This is a genomic window from Ornithinibacter aureus (genome assembly GCF_009858245.1).
GTDB lineage: Bacteria > Actinomycetota > Actinomycetes > Actinomycetales > Dermatophilaceae > Fodinibacter > Fodinibacter aureus.
Map to the genome: position 1 here is coordinate 1,278,301 of NZ_VMSB01000001.1, position 20,920 is coordinate 1,299,220.

General features: G+C 69.4%; 16 protein-coding genes. 8 read left to right on the plus strand and 8 right to left on the minus strand.

Annotation, left to right across the window (positions count from 1 at the left end; all coding sequences use genetic code 11):
• Positions 1-7: 7 nt before the first annotated feature.
• Complete coding sequence (locus C8E84_RS06050; RefSeq protein ID WP_159900357.1) at positions 8-787, minus strand: enoyl-CoA hydratase/isomerase family protein; 780 nt, start codon at positions 785-787, stop codon at positions 8-10.
• Positions 784-1,257, minus strand: coding sequence for a T3SS (YopN, CesT) and YbjN peptide-binding chaperone 1 (locus C8E84_RS06055; protein ID WP_159900359.1), 474 nt, complete (start codon positions 1,255-1,257; stop codon positions 784-786). Before C8E84_RS06055 ends, C8E84_RS06050 begins: the two co-directional genes overlap by 4 nt.
• A gap of 34 nt (positions 1,258-1,291) precedes the next feature.
• On the opposite strand from C8E84_RS06055, the gene glgX reads away from it, so the two are divergent.
• The 3 genes from glgX (at position 1,292) to C8E84_RS06065 (ending at position 4,494) form a co-directional block, all read left to right on the plus strand.
• A complete protein-coding gene (gene glgX / locus C8E84_RS06060) occupies positions 1,292-3,454 on the plus strand; it encodes a glycogen debranching protein GlgX (protein ID WP_159900360.1) in 2,163 nt (720 codons plus the stop codon).
• A 150-nt stretch (positions 3,455-3,604) separates the two neighbouring features.
• Positions 3,605-4,021: a phytanoyl-CoA dioxygenase family protein gene (locus C8E84_RS18025; RefSeq protein ID WP_246196817.1), complete on the plus strand. Its 417-nt coding sequence runs from the start codon at positions 3,605-3,607 to the stop codon at positions 4,019-4,021.
• On the plus strand, positions 3,997-4,494 hold the full coding sequence (locus C8E84_RS06065; RefSeq protein ID WP_246196818.1) for a phytanoyl-CoA dioxygenase family protein: 498 nt from the start codon (positions 3,997-3,999) through the stop codon (positions 4,492-4,494). The genes C8E84_RS18025 and C8E84_RS06065 overlap by 25 nt, the downstream gene beginning before the upstream one ends.
• Positions 4,495-4,589: 95 nt before the next feature.
• Here C8E84_RS06065 and C8E84_RS06070 read toward each other — a convergent pair whose 3' ends face one another.
• Positions 4,590-5,123 (minus strand): hypothetical protein, encoded by a 534-nt coding sequence (locus tag C8E84_RS06070; protein WP_159900361.1) that lies wholly within the window; start codon positions 5,121-5,123, stop codon positions 4,590-4,592.
• 34 nt (positions 5,124-5,157) lie between these two features.
• On the opposite strand from C8E84_RS06070, the gene C8E84_RS06075 reads away from it, so the two are divergent.
• Positions 5,158-7,182 carry an alpha-1,4-glucan--maltose-1-phosphate maltosyltransferase gene (locus tag C8E84_RS06075; RefSeq protein WP_159900362.1) on the plus strand — a complete coding sequence of 675 codons (2,025 nt, stop codon included), beginning with the start codon at positions 5,158-5,160 and terminating at the stop codon, positions 7,180-7,182.
• A 142-nt stretch (positions 7,183-7,324) separates the two neighbouring features.
• Here the strand turns inward: C8E84_RS06075 and C8E84_RS06080 are convergent, their stop codons facing one another.
• Positions 7,325-9,787, minus strand: coding sequence for a glycogen/starch/alpha-glucan phosphorylase (locus C8E84_RS06080; RefSeq protein WP_246197051.1), 2,463 nt, complete (start codon positions 9,785-9,787; stop codon positions 7,325-7,327).
• A 460-nt stretch (positions 9,788-10,247) separates the two neighbouring features.
• Between C8E84_RS06080 and treS the strand changes: the two genes are divergently transcribed.
• The 3 genes from treS to glgB are packed head-to-tail and all read left to right on the plus strand — an operon-like array spanning position 10,248 to position 15,671.
• A complete protein-coding gene (treS, locus tag C8E84_RS06085) occupies positions 10,248-11,978 on the plus strand; it encodes a maltose alpha-D-glucosyltransferase (RefSeq protein WP_159900363.1) in 1,731 nt (576 codons plus the stop codon).
• Positions 11,971-13,428 carry a maltokinase N-terminal cap-like domain-containing protein gene (locus tag C8E84_RS06090; RefSeq protein WP_159900364.1) on the plus strand — a complete coding sequence of 486 codons (1,458 nt, stop codon included), beginning with the start codon at positions 11,971-11,973 and terminating at the stop codon, positions 13,426-13,428. The genes treS and C8E84_RS06090 overlap by 8 nt, the downstream gene beginning before the upstream one ends.
• The gene (glgB, locus tag C8E84_RS06095) at positions 13,425-15,671 is read left to right on the plus strand and encodes a 1,4-alpha-glucan branching protein GlgB (protein ID WP_159900365.1); all 2,247 of its coding nucleotides are present in this window, start codon (positions 13,425-13,427) and stop codon (positions 15,669-15,671) included. Before C8E84_RS06090 ends, glgB begins: the two co-directional genes overlap by 4 nt.
• A 70-nt stretch (positions 15,672-15,741) precedes the next feature.
• Here glgB and C8E84_RS06100 read toward each other — a convergent pair whose 3' ends face one another.
• From C8E84_RS06100 to sqr, 3 genes are read right to left on the minus strand one after another with little or no spacing between them, the layout of a single operon-like run.
• A complete protein-coding gene (locus C8E84_RS06100; protein ID WP_159900366.1) occupies positions 15,742-16,281 on the minus strand; it encodes a DsrE/DsrF/DrsH-like family protein in 540 nt (179 codons plus the stop codon).
• Between the two features lie 3 nt (positions 16,282-16,284).
• Positions 16,285-16,599, minus strand: coding sequence for a TusE/DsrC/DsvC family sulfur relay protein (locus tag C8E84_RS06105; protein ID WP_159900367.1), 315 nt, complete (start codon positions 16,597-16,599; stop codon positions 16,285-16,287).
• A 36-nt stretch (positions 16,600-16,635) separates the two neighbouring features.
• Positions 16,636-17,880: a type III sulfide quinone reductase, selenoprotein subtype gene (gene sqr / locus C8E84_RS06110; protein WP_159900368.1), complete on the minus strand. Its 1,245-nt coding sequence runs from the start codon at positions 17,878-17,880 to the stop codon at positions 16,636-16,638.
• Positions 17,881-17,972: 92 nt separating this feature from the next.
• Here sqr and pgm point away from each other — a divergent pair, with 92 nt between their 5' ends.
• On the plus strand, positions 17,973-19,637 hold the full coding sequence (pgm, locus tag C8E84_RS06115) for a phosphoglucomutase (alpha-D-glucose-1,6-bisphosphate-dependent) (RefSeq protein ID WP_159900369.1): 1,665 nt from the start codon (positions 17,973-17,975) through the stop codon (positions 19,635-19,637).
• Here the strand turns inward: pgm and C8E84_RS06120 are convergent.
• On the minus strand, positions 19,620-20,885 hold the full coding sequence (locus tag C8E84_RS06120; RefSeq protein ID WP_159900370.1) for an ATP-grasp domain-containing protein: 1,266 nt from the start codon (positions 20,883-20,885) through the stop codon (positions 19,620-19,622). The two genes, pgm and C8E84_RS06120, sit on opposite strands and share 18 nt — an antisense overlap.
• Positions 20,886-20,920: the final 35 nt, after the last annotated feature.

The following is a 20,920-nucleotide window of genomic DNA, read 5'->3' on the forward strand; positions in this document are numbered from 1 at the left end:
CGACCGGTCAGGCGCCCTCGAAGGGGGCCGGGCCGCGGCCCTTCTCGACGAAGTGGCGCATGCCGATCGCCCGGTCCTTGGTCGCGAACAGCGCGGAGAACAGCATCCGCTCGATCTCCAGGCCGCTGTCGAGGTCGACCTCGAGCCCGCGGTCGATGGCCTCCTTGGCGGCGCGCAGGGCGTACGCGGGGCCGCCGACGTAGCGCGCCATCATGCTCCGCGCGCTCTCGTAGACCTCGGATGCCGGGACCACGGAGTCGACGAGGCCGATCGCCAGCGCTTCGGGCGCCTTGACGAACCGGCCGGAGAAGACGAGGTCCTTGGCACGCGACGGGCCGACGAGCCGGGCCAGGCGCTGGGTGCCGCCGGCACCGGGGATGATCCCGAGCGAGACCTCGGGCTGCCCGAGCACGGCGTCGTCGGCGGCGATGCGGAAGTCGCACGCGAGCGCCACCTCGCACCCGCCGCCCAGCGCGTACCCCGTGATGGCGGCCACGGTGGGCTTGGGAAGCTGGGCCAGCGACCGGGTGAAGTCCTGGAGCAGGGCCGAGTGGTCGACCATGTCGGTGTACGACATGGTCTCCATCTCCTTGATGTCCGCACCGGCGGCGAACACCTTCTCGCCGCCCCACACGATGACCGCGGCGACGTCCTTGCGCTGAGCTGCCTCACGGCACGCGGCGATGAGCCCGTGCTGGATCTCGGCGTTGAGCGCGTTCATCGGCGCTCGGTCCAGACGGATCGTGCCGATGCCGTCCTCGACCTCGAGGCGGACGAGGTCGGTCACGACGGGCTCCCGGCATCCGTCTCGGGTGCGTTGGGGTCGATGCCGAGCAGGCGCTGGTGCCAGATGTGCACCCCGGAGAGGATGACCTGGATCGAGACCTGGATGAGCGAGGAGACGTCGGCACCCGGGGTGGCGAGGTGCTCGCTGGTGACGACGAGGGTGGAGCCGGCCACGCCGCTCTTGAGGCAGTTCATGTTGAGGTTGAGCTCGTTGCACGTCTCGTGCAGCTTCAGGCGGTCGCCGAGCATCTCCTCCTGGATCTGCCACTGGCCGAAGACGCGCATGATCTCGACCTCACCCTCGGTGCAGCGGATGAACAGCTGCTGCTCGTTGACGGTGAAGGCGACGTCGCCGTCGGTGTCGAGGTTGGGCGCCAGGCCCAGGTCGACGAGGATGTCGAGGACCCGACCGCGCAGGGGGTGCTCGTCGGCGGGCGGCGGGAAGTTGGGCAGCGACGTGGGATCGGTCATGGGTCCACCGTAACGACTCATTAGGCTCCCCTCCATGTCGCCCTGGTCGCACCCCACCACCATCCCGCCCGGCCCCATGACCCGCGACCTCGCCCCTCGGCCCGGCGTGACGCTGGTCGAGGGCGGCGCCGACGTCGCGGTCTATGCCGGTCACGCCGACGCCGTCGAGCTGTGCCTGTTCGACGCCGGCGACAAGGTCGGCACCAGCGAGCGCCGCATCCCCCTGCTGGAGCGGGCACACGGCTGGTGGTTCGCCTTCGTCCCCGGCATCACCGCCGGGCAGCGCTACAACGTTCGGGTGCACGGAGCGTGGAGCCCGGACCAGGGCCTGCGGCACAACCCGGCCAAGCTGCTCCTCGACCCGTACGCGAAGGCGATCGAGGGAAAGGTCCGCTGGGGTGCGGAGGTCTACGGCCACGTGGTCGACGCCCGCTGGCGCGGCGACGGCGAGCTCATCTCCGACCTCGACAGCCGCGGTCACATGCCGCGCGGCGTCGTCGTCGACGACCGCTTCGACTGGGAGGGGGACGTTGCGCCGAACCGCTCGCGCAGCGAGAGCGTCATCTACGAGGCCCACGTCCGCAACCAGACCGCGCTGCACCCCGGTGTGCCCCCCGAGCTGCGGGGCACGTATGCCGGGCTGGCCCACCCCGCCTCGGTGTCCCACCTGAAGAGACTCGGCGTGACGGCCGTCGAGCTGTTGCCCGTGCACGCGTTCACCCACGAGCCGCACCTGGTGCGCCGCGGGCTGACCAACCACTGGGGCTACAACACCCTCGGCTTCTTCGCGCCCCATGGCGCCTACGCGGCGGCGAAGGACCCCCAGGGTGCGGTCGACGAGCTGAAGGGCATGGTCAAGCTGCTCCACCGTGAGGGCATCGAGGTCATCCTCGACGTCGTCTACAACCACACCGCCGAGCAGGACCGCACGGGGGCCATGCTGTCGTGGCGGGGGCTGGACCAGCGCGCCTACTACCGCCTCGACGAGCGGGGCCGCGACATCGACGTCACGGGGTGTGGCAACACGCTCGACCTGCGCCACCCGGTGGTCTGCCGCATGGTGCTGGACTCGCTGCGCTACTGGGTGCAGGAGTACCACGTCGACGGCTTCCGCTTCGACCTCGCCGTGGCGCTCGGTCGCGGTCGCGGGGACGACTTCGACCCCGACCACCCCTTCCTCGTGGCCCTGCGCACCGACCCCGTGCTCTCGGCCGTCAAGCTCATCGCCGAACCGTGGGACGTCGGGATGCACGGCTGGCGCACCGGCCAGTTCCCGCCGCCGTTCATGGAGTGGAACGACCGCTACCGGGATGCCGTCCGCCGCTTCTGGGTGGGCGACGTCCGGTCCCAGCGCCACCACCGTCCCGGGCACGGGCTCCAGGACCTCGCCACGAGGTTGGCGGGTTCACGCGACCTGTTCGGTCACCGCGACCGTGGCCCGACGGCATCCATCAACTTCGTCGCCGCCCACGACGGCTTCACCACCGCCGACCTCGTGACGTACGACACCAAGCACAACGAGGCCAACGGCGAGGACAACCGCGACGGCAGCGACAACAACGGCTCGTGGAACCACGGCACCGAGGGGCCGAGCGACGACCCACAGGTGCTCGCCGCCCGAACCCTCGCGATCCGCAACCTCATGGGCACGCTGCTGCTGTCGACCGGCGTCCCCATGATCAACGCGGGTGACGAGCTCGGCCGCTCGCAGGGGGGCAACAACAACCCCTACTGCCAGGACAACGGCACCTCGTGGGTCAACTGGGACCTCGAGCCGTGGCAGCAGGACCTCCTCGACACGACCAGCCACCTGATCCGGGTGCGCCAGGCCCTTCCGGTGCTGCGCCAGCGGGTGTGGGCGCTCGGGCGGCAGGTGCACGACGACGGCACTCGCGACATGGAGTGGTACGCCGCTGACGGCACCCCGATGGGCGACCGGTGGACCCAGGGCAGCCGCCTGGTGCAGCTGTACGTCGCAGGTGCCTGGATGGGCTGGGACTCTGCGCTGCTCGTCGTCAACGGCGGTGTCGAGGACGTCGAGGTGACACTGCCCGAGGCGCCCGGGGTCACGACCTACCGCCTGCTGTGGGACAGCACGTGGTCGCGACCGCGCGACGGCGGCGACCCCGTGGTTCCCAGGCCGGTCACGGTCGGCGCCACGAGCCTTCGCGTGTACGCGGCATCCGACGTCAGTTGAGGCTGGCATCCGACGTGTGCTGACGCCCTCGGCTTAGGCTGGGGGCAAGCAGGCGCCCGCCGTGACGACAGCGAGAGTTGCGACCGTCGCGAGGGGCTGCCGCGGGATGGTGCCCCCGCAACCGTCGGCACCAGTTGGGAGCATCACCGCATGACCGCAACCGTCTCCGCACCCACCGGTTTCGAGCCCCTCGACCCGGCGATCCGCGAGCAGTACGACCGCGACGGGTTCGTCGTCATCCCGAACGCGCTCCCCGAGGAGGACCGCGCCTACTTCGAGGATGCCGTCGACCGCATCTACGGCGAGGAGGAGGCCGCGGGCGAGCTGCGCCCCGACCGCTCCATCCACGTCATGGGGTGGATGCACAAGGACCCGCGCTTCGTCGAGCTGCTGACCTGGCCGCAGACCTTCCCGTACATCTGGGGGACGATGGGCTGGAACATCTACACCCACCACAACCACATCGACGTCAACCCCCGAAGGACGAGCCGCCCTTCTGGAACTGGCACCAGGACGGCTACCGGCAGAACTCCGACATCGACATGGACGTGCGTCCGATGTTCATGACGAAGATCTGCTACGCCCTGACCGACCTGTCCGAGCCGGGCTACGGCAACACCAAGGTCATCCCCGGCAGCCACAAGAACAACACGCTCGCCGGGCGCCCCGAGAAGGAGGGCGACCCGATCATCGAGCCCGAGGGCGCAGTCGAGGTGCTGCTCAACCCCGGTGACGCGTTCATCTTCGACCGCCGCCTGTGGCACAGCCGCTCGATGAACAAGAGCGAGCGCATCCGCAAGCTGATGTTCATCGGCTACACCTACCGCTGGATCCGCCCGCTCGACGAGGCCGTGGCCGACCAGTCGTCCGAGTGGTTCAAGGGTCTGTCGCCGCTGCACCAGCAGCTGCTCGGCTACGGCCCCGACCACGCGTCGTTCTGGGGCATCAAGCAGAGCGGCTGGATCGACGACGAGATCCCGCTGCGCGCCGAGCTGAAGTCGCGGGGCCTGCTCGACCGCACCATCCCATTCCTGCGCTGAGGCACCTTCCGGCCCCGGTCGAGAGTAGGCGAATCGCCGTCATCCCCCTGGGGGTGGCGGCGATTCGTCTACTCTCGACCGGTTCCGGGAAGGGGTCAGGCCGGGTCCGGTGGTGCGAGGTCGAGCCATCCGGCCCGGTTGACGCGGTGCATCAGCACGACCGTGACGATGCCGACGGCGACGAGCCCGAGGTACCCGAGCGCGTACAGCGCACCGAGCGACGTCGCGAGCCCGACGAGACCGATGAGCCGGATCAGGCCCGCGGCGGGCGCCCCGATCCGGATGCCGCGTGCCCACCGTCGCGCGTCCTGGTCGCCGTCGGGGGCGAGGTCGCTGATGGCGGTGGCGAGCTGGTGCAGGATCAGCACCGTCAGCAGGATCTCGATGAAGACGGCGCCCCAGATGATGCCGTCCTGGCCGACGAACAGCGGTGTCCCCGTGACGAGGGCAACCGGCACACCGGCCGCCGCCGCGGCCCGCGCCCTGACGAAGGCCATGTGGGTCGCGCCGCCGAGACCGACGACGAGCCACAGGTACCCGACGATGTCGGGCAGGACGTCCCAGCCGAAAAGCGGGAGGTCAAGGACGACGACCAGCAGACCCCAGGCAGCCCACACGAAACGACTCATGCGCTCAACCCTATGGGGCCGGTAGGTTGCTGACGTGACCGCTCCCCCGCGCACCAGCGCCCCCCAGCACCCGATCGGCCGAATCCCCGTCCTCGACGTCGCCCCGTGCGTCGACCACGGCGCCCGCCCCGCGAAGTCGGTGGTCGGCGAGGAGTTCACCGTCACCGCGACCGTCCTTCGTGAGGGCCACGACGCGGTCAACGCCTCGCTGGTGCTGACCGACCCCGACGGCGTGGAGCACGTCCAGCCGATGGAGTGCACCAACCCCGGCCTGAACGCGTGGTCGGCGGTCGTCGCCGCTGACCGCACCGGGTGGTGGTCCTACCGGGTCGAGGGCTGGTCCGACCCGTACGGCACCTGGGTGCACGACGCGACGATCAAGGTGCAGGCCGACGTCGACACCGAGCTGATGCTCGAGGAGGGCGCCCGGGTGCTCGAGCGCGCCCGCACGGAGGTCAAGCGCGACAAGGCCGCCAAGGCCGCGCTCGCCGACGGCATCCGAGGTCTACGGGACACTACGGCATCCGCCGCCGTGCGCCTGCGTGCGGGCACCGGACCGGCGGTTGCCGACGTCCTGGCCGCGAGCCCGCTGCGCGACTTCGTCAGCCCGTCGGCCGACCTGCCGCTGCTCGTGGAGCGCCAACTGGCGCTGTCCGGGGCCTGGTACGAGTTCTTCCCGCGCAGCGAGGGTGCGACGTACGACGAGAAGGAGCACCGCTGGACCACCGGCACGTTGCGCACCGCGGCCGAGCGGCTGCCCGCCGTCGCCGCGATGGGCTTCGACGTCATCTACCTCACCCCGATCCACCCGATCGGCCAGGCGGCGAAGAAGGGCCCGAACAACACTCTCGACGCCCGCCCGGAGGACCCGGGGGTGCCGTATGCCATCGGTTCGAAGGACGGCGGCCACGACGCGATCCACCCCGACCTCGGCACCTTCGCCGACTTCGACGCCTTCGTCGCCCGCGCCGAGGGGCTCGGGCTCGAGGTCGCGATGGACCTCGCACTGCAGTGCTCCCCCGACCACCCGTGGGTGACCGAACACCCGCAGTGGTTCACCACCCGGGCCGACGGCACCATCGCGTTCGCCGAGAACCCGCCGAAGAAGTACCAGGACATCTACCCGGTCAACTTCGACAACGATCCCGCCGGCATCTACGCCGAGGTGCGCCGGGTCGTCCAGGTGTGGATCGACCACGGGGTGAAGATCTTCCGCGTCGACAACCCGCACACCAAGCCGGTGGAGTTCTGGCAGTGGATCATCGCCGACGTCGCGAAGGACCACCCGGAGGTCATCTGGCTCGCCGAGGCCTTCACCAAGCCGGCGATGATGCACACCCTGGGCAAGATCGGCTTCCAGCAGAGCTACACCTACTACGCGTGGCGCAACACCCCGTGGGAGCTTCGTGAGTACGTCACCGAGCTCGCCGGTGACGCCGCCGCGTACATGCGGCCCTCGTTCTGGCCCACCACGCACGACATCCTCACGCCCTACATGCAGTTCGGTGGCCGCGCGGCGTGGGTGGTGCGGGCGGTGCTCGCGGCGACGCTCGTGCCGACCTACGGCATCTACGCCGGCTACGAGCTCATGGAGCACGTCGCCCGCCCCGGCGCCGAGGAGCAGATCGACAACGAGAAGTACGAGTACAAGGACCGCCGCTGGGCCGACTACGAGGTGGGTGGCCCCAAGGAGGGTCAGTCGCTGGCCGGGCTGCTCACCCAGATCAACACCATCCGGGCCAACCACGGCGCCCTGCACTGGCTGCGCAACATCACCTTCCACAGCGCCGACGACGAGAACGTCCTGGTGTTCAGCAAGCGGCGGGTCTACGCCGACGGCGGCGAGGACGTCATCCTCGTGGCCGCCAACCTCGACCCGCACTCCACGCGCGGCACCCACGCCCACCTGGACCTGCCGGCGCTGGGCCTGTCGTGGGGGGACGAGTTCGTCGCCCACGACCTGCTGACCGACGAGCAGTTCACCTGGGGTGAGCACCCCTTCGTGCGCCTGGGCCCGGAGACCACGCCGGTGCACGTCATCCACGTCCGCCGCAGTTGAGCCCCGCTCGGCTCCTGTCCTCCGCGGGGCAGCAGTCGAGAGTAAGCGAATCGCCGCCACCCGTCCTCGGGTGGCGGCGATTCGCTTACTCTCGACTGGCTGGAGGGACCGAAACTGGCGCCTGCCAGCCGTGGCCCCAGCGTCAGGCGTTGGTCTTGATGTGCCAGATGCGGTCGATGTAGTCGCGCATCGAGCGGTCCGAGGAGAAGAAGCCGGTCCGGGCCACGTTGAGGATGGCCTTGCGCGACCACTCCTCCTGGTCTGCGTAGGCCGCCTCGACGCGGTCCTGCGCCTCGAGGTAGGACGCGTAGTCCGCCAGGGCCAGGAAGCGGTCGTTGGAGAGCAGGTCGCCGACGAACGCGCTCACGGCATCCCGGTTCCCGTCGGTGAAGTGACCGCTCGCGATGAGGTCGATCGCGCGCTTGAGGTTCGCGTCGGACTCGTAGTAGTCGCCGGGGCGGTAACCGCGCGCCTGCAGTTCGGCGACCGCCGGCTCGTCCATGCCGAACAGGAAGAAGTTCTCGTCGCCGACGAGCTCGCGGATCTCGACGTTGGCGCCGTCGTCGGTGCCGATCGTCAGGGCACCGTTGAGCGCGAACTTCATGTTGCCCGTACCCGAGGCCTCCTTGCCGGCGAGCGAGATCTGCTCGGACAGGTCAGCCGCGGGGATGAGCTTCTCGGCGAGGGTGACGTTGTAGTTCGGCGGGAACGCGACGAACAGGCGCCCCTGAACGCGCGGGTCGGCGTTGACGGTCTTGGCGATGGAGTTGATCAGGAAGATCGTCTCCTTGGCCATGTGGTAGCCCGGGGCCGCCTTGGCGCCGAACACCACCGTGCGCGGCGTGACGCTCGCCGGGTCGACCTCGCCGGAGATGAGACGGTCGTAGAGCGTCACGATGTGCAGCATCTTCAGCGACTGGCGCTTGTACTCGTGCAGGCGCTTGACCATGACGTCGAGCATGTGACCCTGCGGGAGCTGGATGCCGTCGCGCTTGGCGAGGACGTCGGTGATCCGTTCCTTGTTCGCGGCCTTGACGGCACGGAACTTCTCGCGGAACTCCGGGTCGTCGCTGTAGGCCTGAAGCTCGGCCAGCCGGTCGAGGTCGGAGACCCATCCCTTGCCGATGGTCTCTGTGATGAGCCCGGTGAGGGCCGGGTTGCTCTGGCGGATGAACCGGCGCGGGGTGACCCCGTTCGTGACGTTGGTGAAGCGGTCGGGCCACAGCTCCGAGAAGTCGTTGAGGACCTTGTCCTTGAGCAGCTGCGAGTGCAGCGCCGCGACGCCGTTGACCTTGACCGAGCCGACCGTGGCCAGGTGGGCCATGCGCACCGAGCGCTCGGGGTGGTCGGCGATGATCGACATGCGCCGCACCCGAAGCTCGTCACCCGGGTAGGCCTCGCGCAGGTCGTCGAGGAACTCCTCGTTGATGCGGTAGATGATCTCCATGTGCCGCGGGAGCAGCCGCTCCATGAGGCTGACCGGCCACACCTCGAGGGCCTCGGGCAGCAGGGTGTGGCAGGTGTAGGCGAAGCACTGCTTCGTGATGCCCCAGGCCTGGTCCCACTCGAGGTCGTGCTCGTCGACGAGGATGCGCATCAGCTCGGGGATGGCGATGACCGGGTGGGTGTCGTTGAGCTGGAAGATGATCCGTTCGGGCAGCTCGCGCACGTCGAAGCCCTTGGGCATCGTGTGGGTGAGGAAGTCCTTGATCGAGCAGGCCACGAAGAAGTACTGCTGCTGAAGGCGCAGCTCCTTGCCCTGCGGTGTGGAGTCCTCGGGGTAGAGCACCTTGGAGATGTTCTCGGCGAAGGTCTGCGCACGCACGGCCTCGGCGTAGTCGCCGGCGTTGAAGATGTGCAGGTCGAAGGCATTGGTCGCCCGCGCACGCCAGAGGCGCAGTGTGTTGACGACGCCGTTGTGGTAGCCGGGGACCATGTAGTTGTATCGCAGCCCGATGACGCCCCAGCCCGGCACCCAGCGGCTGCGCTCACGGCCGTCCTCGCCGACGTACCGCTCGGTGTGCCCGCCGAAGTTCACCGGGACCTCGAGCTCGGGGTGCGGCACGCCCCACGGGTCGCCGCTGCTCAGCCAGGCGTCGGGCTGCTCGACCTGACGCCCGTCGACGAACGTCTGGCGGAAGATGCCGAACTCGTACCGAATGCCGTAGGCGATGCTCGGTGCCCCGAGCGTCGCCAGCGAGTCGATGAAGCAGGCCGCGAGGCGGCCCAGGCCGCCGTTGCCCAGACCCGGCTCGACCTCCTGCGCGCGCAGGTCCTCGATGTCGATGCCGCACGCCTTCATGGCGTCGGTCGCGACCTCGCGCAGCTCGGTCGCGGAGAGCGCGTTGTCGAGCTGGCGGCCGAGCAGGTACTCGGCCGAGAGGTAACCGACCATCTTCTGCGGCTGCGACGCGCGCCGCTTGCGCGCGGTCTCGAGCCAGCGGGCCATGAGGTAGGAGCGCACGGTGCGCGCGAGCGCGAGGTACTGGTCGGTCTGCGACGACGTCGCGAGCGGCACCCCCTGACCGAAGTTCAGCTCGTGCAGGAACGCCTTGACGAAGCCCTCGACGGTGTGCGGCGGGGAGATGACCGGGCCGCGGGCCAGCGGGCTCGTCGGCTCGGAGGTGGGGCCGGTCTCGTGCCGGTAGGCGTCGCCGCCGGCCGGGGCCACGGTGGCGGCCTCGTCCGTCGTCGCGGACGCCTCGTCGGCGGCGGGCTCGACAGGGGCGAGCGGGGCGAGCGGGGCGTTCAGTGCGTCGGTCACAGCGGGATCCTCGGGTGCGAAGCTGAGAGCAGCGGGCTGGGTGGGTGGCACGGACCTCGACGTTGAGCGGAGCCAGCACGAGAGCAGGAAACGGTGTCGTCAGCCTGCTGCCGCGCCGACCCACGGTACCGGGATCGAAGCGTTTTCGCAGACCTGTTCACGGGGAAGGCGCCAGCACCCCGCGACGTGGAACACTCGGGTCGGACACCCACGCGATCGACCGACCCGGCGATCGACCGATCGGCCGCTCGCGTGGACGCCCACTACCCGCGCCACCGTCGCTGACCTCGCAGGAGATTCGTTGACCGCCTTCCCGACCAGCGCATCCGCCACCGGCGGGCTGCGGCACGACCCCCAGTGGTTCCGGACCGCGGTCTTCTACGAGGTGCTCACGCGGGCCTTCCACGACACCACCGGGTCCGGCACGGGTGACTTCCAGGGCATCATCGGCAAGCTCGACTACCTGCAGTGGCTCGGGGTCGACTGCCTGTGGCTGCCGCCGTTCTACGCCAGCCCGTTGCGCGACGGCGGCTACGACATCTCCGACTACACCCAGGTGCTGCCCGAGTTCGGCACGCTGCCCGAGTTCCGCGAGCTGATCAACCAGGCCCACGCCCGCGGCATCCGGATCATCACCGACTTCGTCATGAACCACACGAGCGACCAGCACCCGTGGTTCCAGGCCTCCCGCAGTGACCCCGACGGGCCGTACGGCGACTTCTACGTGTGGTCCGACACCGACGACAAGTACACCGATGCGCGCATCATCTTCGTCGACACCGAGACCTCGAACTGGACGTTCGACCCGATCCGCCGCCAGTTCTTCTGGCACCGCTTCTTCAGCCACCAGCCCGACCTGAACTTCGAGAACCCGGCCGTGCACGAGGCGATGTTCGAGGTCGTGCGGTTCTGGATGGACCTCGGCATCGACGGCTTCCGGTTGGATGCCGTGCCGTACCTCTACGAGGAGGAGGGCCACAACGGTGAGAACCACCCGAAGACCCACGCCTTCCTCGTCCAGCTGCGCGCGATGGTCGACAAGGAGTACCCGGGCAGGGTGCTGCTCGCCGAGGCCAACCAGCCCCCCGCCGACGTCGTCGACTACTTCGGCACCGAGGAGGCGCCGGAGTGCCAGATGTGCTTCCACTTCCCGGTGATGCCGATGCTCTACTACTCGCTGCGCGAGGAGCGGGCGACGCCGATCATCGAGGTGCTCGCGGACACGCCGCCGATCCCGGCGGGCGCGCAGTGGGGCACGTTCCTGCGCAACCACGACGAGCTGACGCTGGAGATGGTCACGCCCGAGCAGCGCGCGGCGATGTACGGCTGGTACGCCCCGGACCCGCGGATGCGCGCCAACGTGGGCATCCGTCGCCGCCTCGCCCCCCTGCTCGACAACTCCCGGCCCGAGATCGAGCTCATCCACGCCCTCCTGCTGTCGCTGCCGGGCTCTCCGTGCCTGTACTACGGCGACGAGATCGGCATGGGCGACAACATCTGGTTGGAGGACCGGGATGCCGTCCGCACCCCGATGCAGTGGACTCCCGATCGCAACGCGGGCTTCTCCACGGCGGACCCCGGAAAGCTCTACCTCCCGGTGATCACGTCGCTGGTGTACCACCACAACCACACGAACGTCGAAGCGCAGATGGCCACCGGCTCCTCGCTGCTGCACTGGGTGCGCGGCATGCTCGCCGTGCGCCGCGAGCACCCGGTGTTCGGGATCGGTGACTTCGAGATCTGCGAGTCGGTCAACGACCGCGTGCTGTCCTTCGTGCGGGTCGACCGGTCCGAGCGGGACAAGGAGGACCGCTCGGCGATGGCGGTGCTGTGCGTGAACAACCTCTCCTCGCGCCCCCAGGCCACGACCGTCACCGTCCCCGAGGAGCTGCGTGGCTGGGAGACCCGCGACCTCTTCGGCGGTGGCGGCTTCCCCGACATCGCCGACGACGGCACCGTGACGATCACCCTGGGCTCGCGCGACTTCTTCTGGCTCGCCCTGGACCCGCGGAGGGGTGACACCCGTGGCTGAGATCATCACGACCGCGTCGCTGCGGCCGAGCAAGCTCGAGCTCGTCTCGGGGTGGATGGGTGAGCAGCGCTGGTACGCCGCCAAGGGTCAGCAGCCCCGTCTGCGCCTGCTGGCGGCGTGGCGCCTGGACGACCCCGCCGGTGAGGTCGGCGTCGAGACGCTCATCGTCGCCGACGAGTCCGGCTCCGAGCCGGTGGTCTACCAGGTGCCGCTGACGTATCGGGGCGAGCCGCTCGGCAGCGCCGACCACGCCCTCGTCGGCACCATGGAGCACACGGCACTGGGCCACCGCTGGGTCTACGACGCCCCCCACGACCCGGTGTACGCCGCTCAGCTCCTCGAGCTCGTGCAGGGTCGGGTGAAGGCCCAGTCCTCCAAGGCCTCGGACACCGTCCTCGACACCGTCGTCGGCGTCCCGCAGTCCAGCTGGCCCCACGAGGTGCGGGTGCGGGCATCGCGGGTGCTCAGCGGCGAGCAGTCCAACACCTCAGTCATCCTCGACTGCGACCTGCCGGGCGGCCAGCACACGCCGCTCATCGTCAAGGTCTTCCGGATGCTCTCCCCCGGCGACAACCCCGACGTCGTGCTCCAGGGCGCCCTCGTGGATGCCGGGTCGCGTCGCGTTCCCGCCGTGGTCGGGTCCGTGCACGGGCAGTGGCCGCACCCGGGCGCCGACGGCGACCACCCGGCATCCGGTCACCTGACCTTCGCGCAGGAGTTCCTGCCCGGCGTCGAGGACGCCTGGCGGGTGGCGCTACGCGCTGCGGAGGCCGGCACCGACTTCGCGGGGCCGGCGCGCGCCCTCGGCGAGGCGACGGCGCAGGTGCACCGCACGCTGGCCGAGGTGCTCGGCAGCGAGCCGACGAGGGCCGAGCAGACCACGGCGATCCTCGACGAGATGCGCGGCCGGTTCGAGGCCGCGGCCGAGGCGGTGCCGGCGCTGGAGGACGTGCGCGGACCCATCGAGTCGGTGCTGCGTGCCGCTGCCCGAGGTCAGTGGCCCCCGCTGCAACGCATCCACGGCGACTACCACCTCGGCCAGGTGCTGCACTCGCCCGAGCGCGGCTGGGTGCTGCTCGACTTCGAGGGCGAGCCGCTTCGACCCCTGGCGGAGCGGTCGCTGCCGGACCAGTGCGCCCGCGACGTCGCGGGGATGCTGCGCAGCTTCGACTACGTCGGCGGCACCCTGGAGCTCACCCGGGGTGAGTCCGCCCGCGCGTGGGTGACCGCGGCCCAGCAGGCGTTCCTCGACGGCTACGCCGACGGGTCGGGCTCCGACCCGCGCGACCTCGACGCGTTGCTCGCGGCGTTCGAGCTGGACAAGGCGATGTACGAGGTCGTCTACGAGGCGCGCAACCGCCCGGGCTGGGTTGAGATCCCCCTCGCCGCCGTCCGCCGCCTCACGGCACACTTCTCGCAGGATCCCACCAGTCAAGGAGAGCCGACGTGAACCCCACACCCAGCCCCGAGGTCGGCGGCGCCATCACCGCGCTCGTCCAGGGCCGACACCAGCAGCCACACGACCTGCTGGGGCAGCACCTCGAGCCCGGCGGCCTGCGGATCAGGGTCCTCAAACCCCTCGCCCAGTCGGTGCAGGTGCGCTTCGAGGACGGCGTGACCCTCGACCTCGCCCACGAGGCCGAAGGTGTGTGGACTGCGGTGCGGGCCGATGCGGAGCGCACGATGGACTACCGCCTCGCGGTGGCCTGGGCCGATGGCATCGAACACGTCCAGGACGACCCGTACCGCTTCGCGCCGACCCTGGGCGAGGTCGACCTGCACCTGGTCAACGAGGGTCGCCACGAGCTGCTGTGGACCGTGCTCGGCTCGCGGCTGCACGAGTACGACGGCCCGATGGGGCCGGTCAAGGGCGTCGCGTTCGCCGTCTGGGCCCCGCGGGCCAAGGCCGTGCGCGTCATCGGTGACTTCAACGACTGGGACGGGCGCATCCACCCGATGCGCATGCTCGGCGGGTCCGGGGTCTGGGAGCTCTTCGTTCCCGACGTCGGGGCCGGCAACATCTACAAGTACGAGATCCGCGGCGCCGACGACGTCGTGCGCACCAAGGCCGACCCCATGGCCCGCCGCACCGAGTGCCCGCCGAACACCGGGTCGGTCGTCGACGCCTCCGGGCACGAGTGGGGTGACGCGCAGTGGATGGAGCAGCGCGCGCAGAGCAACCCGCACACCGGGCCGATGAGCACCTACGAGGTGCACCTGGGCTCGTGGCGGCAGGGGCTGTCCTACCGCGACATGGCCGAGCACCTCGTCAACTACGTCAAGGACCTCGGCTTCACGCACGTCGAGCTGCTCCCGGTCATGGAGCACCCGTACGGCCCGTCCTGGGGCTACCAGGTCACCGGCTACTACGCCCCGACCGCCCGGTTCGGCACCCCCGACGACTTCCGCTACCTCGTCGACACGCTGCACCAGGCCGGCATCGGCGTCATCCTCGACTGGGTGCCGGGGCACTTCCCGCGTGACGCGTTCGCCCTGGCCCGCTTCGACGGCCTGGCCCTCTACGAGCACCCGGACCCGCGTCGCGGTGACCAGCCCGACTGGGGCACCCACGTCTTCGACTTCGGGCGCCTCGAGGTGCGCAACTTCCTCGTCGCCAACGCCATCTACTGGCTGGAGGAGTTCCACATCGACGGGCTGCGCGTCGACGCCGTGGCCTCGATGCTCTACCTCGACTACTCGCGCAAGGACGGCGAGTGGATCCCCAACGTGCACGGCGGGCGCGAGAACCTCGAGGCGATCGGCCTGCTCCAGGAGGCCAACGCGACGGCCTACCGGCGGGTGCCCGGCATCGTCACCATCGCCGAGGAGTCGACCTCGTGGCCGGGGGTCACGAAGGAGACCTCGCAGGGCGGTCTCGGCTTCGGCCTGAAGTGGAACATGGGGTGGATGAACGACACCCTTCGCTACCTCAAGGAAGAGCCGATCAACCGGCAGTACCACCACAACCTGCTGACCTTCTCGCTGATGTACGCCTTCAGCGAGAACTACCTCCTGCCGATCAGCCACGACGAGGTCGTGCACGGCAAGGGCTCCCTGCTCACCAAGATCCCGGGCTCGCGCGACGAGCAGCTGGCGACGGTGCGGGCGTTCCTCGCGTACATGTGGTCGCACCCCGGCAAGGTGCTGCTCTTCATGGGCAGCGAGTTCGCACAGCCCGGCGAGTGGGCCGACGGCCGATCGCTGGACTGGTGGCTGCTCGACCACGCCGCGCACTACCGGGTGCACGCCCTCGTCAAGGAGCTCAACGCCCTCTACCGTGGCCACCCGGCCCTGTGGGCGCTGGACTCCGAGCCGGCGGGGTTCCGGTGGCTCGACGCCGACGACAACACCGGAAACCTGCTGTCCTACCTGCGCTTCGAGCGCGCCGACCAGGGCGGCGACGTCGTCGCGACGGTGGTCAACTACGGCGGCGAGGACAAGGCGTGGGTGCGCATCGGTGTGCCTCGCGACGGTCGCTGGGAGGTCGTGCTCGACACGAGCGGGTACGACGAGCACAGCAGCCCGAGCACCGCCGGCACGATCGTCGAGGCCGAGCACGTGCCGTGGCACGACCAGCCGTTCTCCGTCACGGTGCGGGTCGCCCGGCTCTCGACGATCTACCTCGCACCAGCCGTCGAGGTCATCGAGTCCGAGGTCGCCGCTGACGCCTCAGAGGCCGCACCCACCGCGTGACGTTCAGGCCCGGCGGGAGATTTCTCCCGCCGGGCCCGGCCCGCGCTGTTCGCTGCCCCAGGGCAGTGGGTCAGATGAACAGCAGCTGGGCCCCCTCGGTGAGCTCCATGAAGTCGCTCGCCGAGATGATCGCCTCGACCCCGTCGTAGAGGTCGTCTTCGGTCAGGTGGTTCATGTCAGCCGACATCCGGCACGCCCACATCCGGGCACCGGAGGCGGTGAGGATCTCGAGGAACTCCGGCACCTCGGGCACGTCGAGGTCGGCGATCTGCTTCTTCATCATCTTCGTCGCGGCCTTGGTCGCCCCGGGCAGCGCACCGAGCATGTGGTGCACGCCCATGCCGCTGTGACCCGGGGGGTGCATCGCGGTGTTGCCGACGAAGGAGAACTGCAGGTCGCCCATCGTGGCCTTGTTGATGATGTCGAAGCCCCAGAAGGTGAAGAACAGGTGGGTCTCGATGCCCTCGCCGACAGCGGCGTTGGCCAGGATCAGGCCGGGGTAGGCCATGTCGAGGTTGCCCTTGGAGCAGATGATCGCGAGCTTGCGACCGGTGCTCTCGGGAGCGTCGAACGACGGGACGACCGGGGCGTTGGCCGGGGTGGAAGTCATGGCTCAGACACATCCCTTCGGCTTGGGCAGGCCGGAGACGTAGGCCATCTTCTTCGCGGGCTTGCCCGGGAAGAGGCCGAACAGCTCCTTGACCGGGGTCCCGGTCTGGGTGGACACGCGACGCAGCGTGGGCGTCTCACCCATCGCGGCGTGGTCGGTGCGCAGGAAGCGGATGAGCTCCCAGTGCTTGTCGGTGAGGTCGAGGCCGATGAGGGCGGCGAGCTCGGGGGCCAGGTCTTCGCTCCACTGGTCGGGTCTGGTGAGGAACCCCTCCTCGTTGACCTCGACCTCGTGGCCGGCGATCGTCGTGGTGCTCATGACGGTGATGTCCTTTCGTGTGGATCTCGAGGGGGGTCAGACCGGGACCTTGCCGGCGGTCTGCATGTCGGCCGGCAGGCCGAGGGGTCGACCGGGCAGCAGGGCGTTCCAGTAGACGTGCCGGAAGGCGAGCTTGCCGAGGTGGTTGGCGCGGCTCTCCTTGAGCAGCCTCATCGGGCCGACCTTGGGCAGTGGGAAGGTGCCGCCCATGGGTTCGGTCTCGTAGTTGAAGTCGAGGAGCAGCGCCTTGCCCCCACCGGATTCGATGAAGCAGTTGGCGTGCCCGTCGAAGGAGTGTGAGAGCGGGCGGCCCGCGACGGCATCCTCGAAGTTCTCGACGAAGACGTCGACGGAGAAGTGCGCCACCGACCCCGCCTTCGACGTCGGGATGTTGCTCGCGTCGCCCAGGGCCCAGATGTTGTCGTACTGGGTCGAGCGGCAGGTGTGCTTGTCGACGGGAACGTAGTTGAGCTCGTCGCCGAGTCCGGATGCCGCGACGAAGTCCGCGCCCATGTTCAGTGGGACGGTGACGAGCTGGTCGTAGGGCACCTCGCGCTCGTCGTAGGACCGGATGACCTTGGCGTCCTGGTCGACGCTCTCGATCATGAAGTCGGTCTCGACGGTGATGTTCTTGTCGGTGAGCAGCGTGCCGAGCCGCTTGCTGGCCATCGGCTTGGTGAACGCGCCGTCCAAGGGCGTCACGAAGACGATCTCGGTGGCCTCTCGCACTCCCTTGCCCTTGAGGTAGTCATCCGCGAGGAAGACGAACTCCAGGGGCGCCACCGGGCACTTGATGGGCAGCTCGGTGATGTGCATGACCAGGCGGCCACCCGTGAACGCGTCGAGTTGTGCCCGCAGCGCGACCGCACCGTCGAAGGTGTAGAACTCACCGACCTCGCGGTGCCACTGCTCGCCGAGCATGCCGGGGGTCTGGTCGGGGCGCGGGGTCGTGCCGCTGGCGATGACGAGCTGGTCGTAGGGCAGGGTGCGCCCACCGACGAGGTGCACGGTCGAGGCGGGGGCATCGACGCGTTCGACCTCGGCCATGACGACCTCGACGTCGTCGTTCAGGTAGGGGCGCTTGCTCTTGCGGACCTGGCCCGGCGTGTTCATCCGGAAGGGGATGAACAGGTACCCCGGCTGGTAGTCGTGGATGTCGTCCTTGTCGACGACGGTGATGGACCATTCGGTGGCCGGGAGCCGCTTGCGGAGCTTGTTGACGACCATCGTTCCGGCCGTGCCCGCTCCCAGGACCACGAGATGCTTCGTGGTGGTGGACATACGTCGACGATACCCCTGTGGGTATGACCGGAACGGCGGAAGACTGCCCCACGGGGTGTGATCTCGTAGACACCTCTGACAGGATCACCAGCATGAACGCGCCCCGTGCCGGACAGCTCGCCCAGCCCTCTGATCTCGTCGACGTCGCCGCGCTCGTCACGGCGTACTACACGCGCGAGCCAGACCCTGACAACGTCGACGAGCAGGTCGCGTTCGGCACCTCGGGACACCGCGGGTCGAGCCTGCGCACCTCGTTCAACGAGGCGCACATCCTCGCGACGACGCAGGCCATCTGCGAGTACCGCCGCGACCAGGGCTTCGACGGCCCGCTGTTCATCGGGCGCGACACGCACGGCCTGTCCGAGCCGGCGTGGGCCACCGCGCTCGAGGTGCTCGTCGCCAACGACGTCACCGTGCTGGTCGACGCCGACGACCGCTACACCCCGACCCCTGCGGTCTCGCACGCGATCCTGACCGCCAACCGCGGCAAGATCACCGGCGTCGACGGGATGCCGGCCGGCGTGGGCCTCGCGGACGGCATCGTCGTCACGCCCTCGCACAACCCCCCGGCCGACGGCGGCTTCAAGTACAACCCGCCCCACGGTGGACCTGCCGACTCCGACGCCACGAAGGTGATCGCGGCCCGCGCCAACGAGCTGATCCGCGGCGGCCTCGCCGGGGTCAAGCGGGTGCCGTTCACGCGCGCCCGTGCCGCCGTCGGCACCTACGACTTCCTCGGCGCCTACGTCGACGACCTGCCCAACGTCCTGGACATGGCCGCGATCCGCGACGCCGGCATCCGCATCGGCGCCGACCCCCTCGGTGGTGCGGCGGTCGACTACTGGGGCGCAATCGGTGAGCGCCACGGGCTCGACCTCACCGTCGTCAACCCGCTCGTCGACGCGACGTGGCGCTTCATGACGCTGGACTGGGACGGCAAGATCCGGATGGACTGCTCCTCCCCCTCGGCGATGGCCAGCCTCATTGCTCAGCGCGACTCCTACGACATCGCCACGGGCAACGACGCCGACTCGGACCGTCACGGCATCGTCACCCCGGATGCCGGGTTGATGAACCCCAACCACTACCTCGCCGTCGCGATCCAGTACCTCTACGGCGGGGCCCGGCCGCAGTGGCGGGCCGACGGCTTCATCGGCAAGACGCTCGTGTCCAGCTCGATGATCGACCGCGTGGCGGCCGACCTCGGGCGGCGGCTCGTCGAGGTGCCGGTCGGGTTCAAGTGGTTCGTGCCCGGGCTGCTCGACGGGTCGGGGCCGTTCGGGGGCGAGGAGTCGGCCGGGGCGTCGTTCCTGCGCCATGACGGGTCGGTGTGGACCACCGACAAGGACGGCATCCTGCTGGCCCTGCTCGCCTCCGAGATCCAGGCCACCACGGACAAGAGCCCCAGCGAGCACTACCGGGCCCTGACCGCCCGGCACGGCGAGCCGGCGTACGCGCGGATCGATGCCGCTGCCAACCGTGAGCAGAAGGCCAAGCTCGGCGCGCTGTCACCCGACGACGTCAGCGCGCAGACCCTCGCGGGTGAGCCGATCACGGCCAAGCTGACCGCGGCCCCCGGCAACGGTGCGGCGATCGGCGGCCTCAAGGTCGTCACCGAGTCGGCGTGGTTCGCTGCCCGACCGAGCGGCACCGAGGACGTGTACAAGATCTACGCCGAGTCCTTCCGTGGCCCCGAGCACCTGGCCCAGGTGCAGGCCGAGGCCAAGGACGTCGTCTCGTCAGCCCTCGGCTCCTGACCCGCGGATCCGCCGCTCGTCGGACACCCACATCCCGAGCAGCCCACCGAAGTGGCCCTCGAACCGCTCCCACTCGTGCGGCGGGTACGTCTGCTGGATCGTCGACTGAAGCAGCGAACGGAAGTCCGGCCCGTCGATCCACTCCAGCACCATGTCGTCGACGTGCGCCAGCGTGCTGTCACAGAACTCGGCGTAGCGCTCGGTCTCGAAGTGATCGTCCGCGAGCGCCTGGTACGCCTCGAGCTTGGCCTGGTAGTCGAGGGCCTCGTCGTCGGCGATCTCGAACCACGGCCCGGTGTCGACCTGGGTCTTGGCCACCCGCCCGGTGACCACGCAGAATGTCGACCAGCGCAGCAGGGCCTTCATGGCCCACGGGAAGTAGTAGTGAAGCGAGGTCACCGCGACGTCCGGGCACGCGTTCGCGTAGTCGATCGGGTAGACCATGCCGTCCTTGACGAGCATCTCGCAGGAGTTGAACTCCCAGCGGAAGAACGCGTTGACCGTCTGCGAGATCGTCCGGGTCTCGCGCCCGACCTCCGGGGAGAGGAAGTCGTGGGCGACGGCATACCGCTCGTGCATCGGCTCGTCGGGGCGAAACTTCATGACCATGGTCTCGGGGCCGATGGTCAGCGAGCGCGCGAAGTGCTCGTAGTCGGGCACCGAAGCCTGTAGGTGCATGAGCATCTCGCCGGAGTCGTCGTAGGAGCGGTGCAGGTCGGCGCGGTCCTTGATCTGCGAGACACCGCGCCAGCCCCCACCGTCGAACGGCTTCATGAACAGGGGGTACCCGAGCGGCTCCGCCACCTCGTCGAGGTCGAAGGACTGGTTGTAGCGCGACGACGTGTAGGCCCACCGGGCGTTGTCCACGGGGTGCTTGTAGGGCACGAGCACGGTCTCCGGCACGTGCATGCCGAGCCGGATGAGCGCGCAGTAGGCCGAGTGCTTCTCCATCGACTGGAACGTGAACGGGCTGTTGAGCAGGTACACGTCGTCCATGAGCGCGACCTTCTTCAGCCACTCCCGGGGGTGGTAGTACCAGTGGGCCAGCCGGTCGATCACCAGCTCCTGGCGGGCCTTGTCACGCAGGTTGAACGGCTCGATCGTCAGCCGCTCCGTGGTGACCGTGTGTTCACCACCGCCGGGCGCCTTCAGCACCCCGAGGCGCCGGGCGAGCGCCTCGAACGCGGTCGGCCAGTCTTCCTCGGCACCGAGCAGCAAGCCGACGAGGTGGTCGTTTCGTGTGGCCATGAGTGGTCTCCTACTCCTCGGGTGGAACTGCTGGT

What these genes read in the sequence shown, in the direction of transcription:
- C8E84_RS18025 (WP_246196817.1), top strand. Translation starts at nt 3,605, where the DNA reads ATGACCGCAACCGTCTCCGCACCCACCGGTTTCGAGCCCCTCGACCCG.
- C8E84_RS06065 (WP_246196818.1), top strand. Translation starts at nt 3,997, where the DNA reads ATGGACGTGCGTCCGATGTTCATGACGAAGATCTGCTACGCCCTGACC.
- glgX (WP_159900360.1), top strand. Translation starts at nt 1,292, where the DNA reads ATGTCGCCCTGGTCGCACCCCACCACCATCCCGCCCGGCCCCATGACC.
- C8E84_RS06100 (WP_159900366.1), bottom strand. Translation starts at nt 16,281, where the DNA reads ATGACTTCCACCCCGGCCAACGCCCCGGTCGTCCCGTCGTTCGACGCT.
- C8E84_RS06105 (WP_159900367.1), bottom strand. Translation starts at nt 16,599, where the DNA reads ATGAGCACCACGACGATCGCCGGCCACGAGGTCGAGGTCAACGAGGAG.
- sqr (WP_159900368.1), bottom strand. Translation starts at nt 17,880, where the DNA reads ATGTCCACCACCACGAAGCATCTCGTGGTCCTGGGAGCGGGCACGGCC.
- pgm (WP_159900369.1), top strand. Translation starts at nt 17,973, where the DNA reads ATGAACGCGCCCCGTGCCGGACAGCTCGCCCAGCCCTCTGATCTCGTC.
- C8E84_RS06055 (WP_159900359.1), bottom strand. Translation starts at nt 1,257, where the DNA reads ATGACCGATCCCACGTCGCTGCCCAACTTCCCGCCGCCCGCCGACGAG.
- C8E84_RS06070 (WP_159900361.1), bottom strand. Translation starts at nt 5,123, where the DNA reads ATGAGTCGTTTCGTGTGGGCTGCCTGGGGTCTGCTGGTCGTCGTCCTT.
- C8E84_RS06120 (WP_159900370.1), bottom strand. Translation starts at nt 20,885, where the DNA reads ATGGCCACACGAAACGACCACCTCGTCGGCTTGCTGCTCGGTGCCGAG.